Below are 3,968 nucleotides of genomic sequence, written 5' to 3' on the forward strand. Positions count from 1 at the left end.
CGCTATGAAAGATAAATTTTACAGTTTAATATTATGGTATTTTTATTTCACAGCCGGCCGTAGTCCCAAAAAGCGTGCAGCGCGGGCGCTGTTCCAGCGCGCCTGCGAGCGAAGCTGTCTTTGCGCGCCGTGCGGTTCCCGGCTTCGTTTTCGTCCAGGGTTCGGGCTGTCGGGAAAGTGGTTTTAAGCACGAGAATCTGGACATTAGTCTTGACAGAAATACAGATGTTCAATACCCGTCAGGCAATCGAACAAGCCTGCATTATGGGAGGAACGAGCGGTATGGCTTCCAATGTTTCGTTGACGGGCCTTGCCCGCGATCTCGAGGAACGCGCCAAGTCGGGCAAGCCTATCCGCATCGGCCTGATCGGCTCGGGCGAGATGGGAACCGACATCGTCACTCGTGTCGCCCATATGTCGGGCATCGAGATCGGCGCCATTTCCGAACTGAACCTGCCTGCCGCCAGCAAGGCCGTCGATATCGCCTTCCAGGAAACCGGGCACGCGCGCGAAGTCTCGAACGCGTCAGCGATGACAGCGGCGATGGAGGCCGGCAAGATCGCGGTCACCAACGACGCCGACCTTGTCATCAACAATGATCTGATCGACGTCGTCATCGACGCCACCGGGGTTCCCGCCGTCGGCGCCGAGATCGGGCTGCGCGCCATGGAACATGGCAAGCATCTGGTGATGATGAATGTCGAGGCCGACGTCACCATCGGTGCCTATCTGAAGAGCGAGGCCGACCGGCTCGGTGTCACCTATTCGCTGGGCGCCGGCGATGAGCCGTCCTCCTGCATGGAGCTGATCGAGTTCGTCTCGGCCATGGGGCACCCGATCGTTGCCGCCGGCAAGGGCAAGAACAATCCGCTCAACATCGACGCCATTCCCCCAGACTATGAGGAGGAAGCCAAGCGCCGGCACATGAATGTGCGGATGCTGGTCGAATTCGTCGACGGCTCGAAGACCATGGTCGAGATGGCGGCAATCGCCAATGCCACCGGCCTGGTTCCAGACAAGGCCGGCATGCATGGCCCGGCGGCGACGCTCGGCGAACTGTCCAAGGTGCTGGTGCCGCAGAAGGATGGCGGCGTGCTGTCGAAGGTCGGCGTCGTCGACTATTCGATCGGCAAGGGTGTCGCGCCCGGCGTCTTCGTCGTCGCCGACATGTCGCATCCGCGCATCTCTGAGCGCATGGAAGATCTGAAGATGGGGAAAGGCCCGTACTTCACTTTCCACCGTCCCTATCATCTGACCTCACTGGAGGTGCCGCTGACCTGCGCCCGCGTCGTGCTCTACGGCAAGGCCGACATGGTGCCGCTGGCAAAGCCGGTGGCTGAAGTCGCCGCCGTGGCCAAGAAGGACATGAAGCCCGGCGAGAAGCTCGATGCGATCGGTGAATATTGCTACCGTGCCTGGATCATGACGACGCCTGAGGCGCGCGCCGCCAAGGCCATTCCCTGCGGCCTGCTGCAGGGCGGCTCGGTCACCGCGCCGATCAAGAAGGGCGAGCTCATAACCTATGAGAATGCAGCGCCCGCGGCGGGCTCCAAGATCGCCGAACTGCGCGCCCGCCAGGACAAGCTCGTCTATGGGACCGTGGGAGCGTGATCATGGCCACAGCCAGCAAAGCCGTCACTGACAGTCGCGCCAATCTGCCCTTCGTCTACCGCCAGTACAGCGCCGAGCAGCTCAAGCAGGTGCTCCACAAGATGTACCTGATCCGCCGCTTCGAAGAAGGCGCGGAAGAGTGCTACACGCGCGGCCTCATCCACGGCACCATGCATTTGTCGATCGGCCAGGAAGCCAGCGCCATGGGCATCTGCATGCCGCTTGCCGAGGATGACCAGATCACCTCGACGCATCGCGGCCATGGCCACTGCATTGCCAAGGGTGCCGAGGTCAAGCGCATGTTCGCCGAGTTCTTCGGCAAGACCACAGGCTATTGCAAGGGCCGTGGCGGCTCGATGCACATCGCCGATGTCGGCAAGGGCAATCTCGGCGCCAATGGCATCGTCGGTGGCGGTATTCCGATCGCCGTCGGGGCGGCATTGTCCTCCAAGATGATGAAGACCGGAAAGGTCGTGGTTTCGTTCTTCGGCGACGGCGCCAACAATGAAGGCGCTTTCCACGAGGCGCTCAACATGGCGGCGGTCTGGAAGCTGCCTGTCATTTTCGTCTGCGAAAACAATGGCTACGGCATGTCGACATCGACAGCCCGCTCGACCGCGGTCAAGAACATCGCCGAGCGCGCCGCCGCCTATTCGATGCCGGGCGTCATCGTCAACGGCAACATCTTCTCCGAGGTCGCCGAGGCGTCTCATCAGGCTATCGCTCGAGCCCGCGCCGGCGAGGGGCCGACGCTGATCGAGTCCAAGACCTACCGCCATCGCGGCCATTCCAAGAGCGACCGCAACCGCTATCGCACCAAGGAAGAGATCGAGGATTGGATGTCGAACCGCGATCCGATCACCCTGTTCGAAAGCGAGCTCAGGGAATTCGGCTTCATCGACGACAAGGGCATCGAGGCCATTCGCGATGCCGTGGCGCAAGAGATCGCGGAGGGCATCGAGTTCGCCAAGGCGAGCCCGTCGCCCGATATCAGCGAGACCGGAAATTACGTGTATACGGAGCAGGCGTGATGGACGCGATGGTGCGTGAACTGAGCTACGCCCAGGCGATCCAGGAAGCCATGGCGATCGCCATGGACATGGACGAACGCGTTTTCCTGATGGGCGAGGATATCGGTGTCTACGGCGGCGCCTTCCAGGTCACCGGCGACCTGGTCGAGCGTTACGGCGCTGACCGCGTCATCGATACGCCGATTTCGGAACTGGGCGGCGCGGGCGTCGCGGTGGGGGCTGCCCTCACCGGCATGCGGCCGATCTTCGAGTTCCAGTTTTCCGATTTCGCCACGCTCGCCATGGAGCAGATCGTCAACCAGGCGGCCAAGATGCGCTTCATGCTGGGCGGCGAGGTTTCGGTTCCCGTGGTGATGCGCTTTCCCGCCGGTTCCGGCACCGGGGCGGCGGCTCAGCACAGCCAGAGCCTCGAGGCCTGGCTCGGCCATGTGCCGGGTCTGAAAGTCATCCAGCCGGCGACCCCCTATGATGCCAAGGGCATGCTGTTGGCGGCGGTCGCCGATCCCGATCCGGTGATGATCTTCGAGCACAAGCTGCTCTACAAGATGAAGGGACCGGTGCCCGAAGGCTATTACACCGTGCCGATCGGCAAGGCCGATATCCGCCGCGAGGGCCGGGATCTCACCATCGTCGCCACCTCGATCATGGTGCAGAAGGCGCTCGACGCGGCAGCCGTGCTGGAGAGCGAAGGCATCGACGTCGAAGTCGTCGATCTCCGGACCATCCGGCCGATGGACAAGCGGACCATCATCGACAGCGTCAAGAAGACGTCGCGGCTGATGTGTGTCTACGAAGCGGTCAAGACGCTGGGCATCGGCGCCGAGGTCAGCGCCATGATCGCCGAGAGCGAAGCGTTCGACTATCTCGACGCGCCGATCGTGCGGCTGGGCGGCGCCGAAACGCCGATCCCCTACAATCCGGAACTCGAGAAGGCGACGGTGCCGCAAATTCCCGACATCATCACCGCCGCGCGCGACCTCGTGAAAGGGGTCCGCTGACCCATGCCGACCGAAGTCATTCTTCCCAAGGTCGACATGGATATGGCGACCGGACAGATCTCGCGCTGGTTTGCCGAGGAGGGCGCGCACGTCAAGAAGGGCGATGTGCTGTTCGAGATCGAGACCGACAAGGCGGCGATGGAAATCGATGCGCCGGCCAGCGGCGTCCTGCGCGACGTCACCGGCAAGGAGGGTGTCGATATTGCGGTCGGCGCTGCCGTGGCGTGGATTTATGCCGACGATGAAAGCTATGCGCCAATCTCCCCCCTCGAGGGGGAGATGTCGACGAAGTCGACAGAGGGGGTCGCCTCAGGAGGCACCTCCTTGG

General features: G+C 62.5%; 4 protein-coding genes. All 4 read left to right on the forward strand.

The genetic code is table 11. From position 1 onward, the window contains the following. Nucleotides 1-282 precede the first annotated feature (282 nt). Nucleotides 283-1,611, forward strand: coding sequence for an NAD(P)H-dependent oxidoreductase (locus EN943_RS35620; RefSeq protein ID WP_127416456.1), 1,329 nt, complete (start codon nucleotides 283-285; stop codon nucleotides 1,609-1,611). A 2-nt stretch (nucleotides 1,612-1,613) separates the two neighbouring features. Then, nucleotides 1,614-2,642 carry a thiamine pyrophosphate-dependent dehydrogenase E1 component subunit alpha gene (locus EN943_RS35625; RefSeq protein ID WP_127416457.1) on the forward strand — a complete coding sequence of 343 codons (1,029 nt, stop codon included), beginning with the start codon at nucleotides 1,614-1,616 and terminating at the stop codon, nucleotides 2,640-2,642. Beyond that, entirely contained in the window at nucleotides 2,642-3,640 is a 999-nt protein-coding gene (locus EN943_RS35630; protein WP_127416458.1) for an alpha-ketoacid dehydrogenase subunit beta, read from the forward strand. The genes EN943_RS35625 and EN943_RS35630 overlap by 1 nt, the downstream gene beginning before the upstream one ends. Nucleotides 3,641-3,643: 3 nt before the next feature. Beyond that, nucleotides 3,644-3,968, forward strand: a 325-nt coding sequence (locus EN943_RS35635) for a biotin/lipoyl-containing protein (protein WP_127416459.1), incomplete at its 3' end; no start/stop codon positions are given.

The sequence above is a fragment of the Mesorhizobium sp. M7A.F.Ca.US.006.01.1.1 genome (genome assembly GCF_003997935.1).
In the GTDB taxonomy this organism is placed as follows: Bacteria; Pseudomonadota; Alphaproteobacteria; order Rhizobiales; family Rhizobiaceae; genus Mesorhizobium.

Coding starts and splice junctions, on each gene's coding strand:
- EN943_RS35620 (WP_127416456.1), top strand. CDS start 283: ATGGCTTCCAATGTTTCGTTGACGGGCCTTGCCCGCGATCTCGAGGAA.
- EN943_RS35625 (WP_127416457.1), top strand. CDS start 1,614: ATGGCCACAGCCAGCAAAGCCGTCACTGACAGTCGCGCCAATCTGCCC.
- EN943_RS35630 (WP_127416458.1), top strand. CDS start 2,642: ATGGACGCGATGGTGCGTGAACTGAGCTACGCCCAGGCGATCCAGGAA.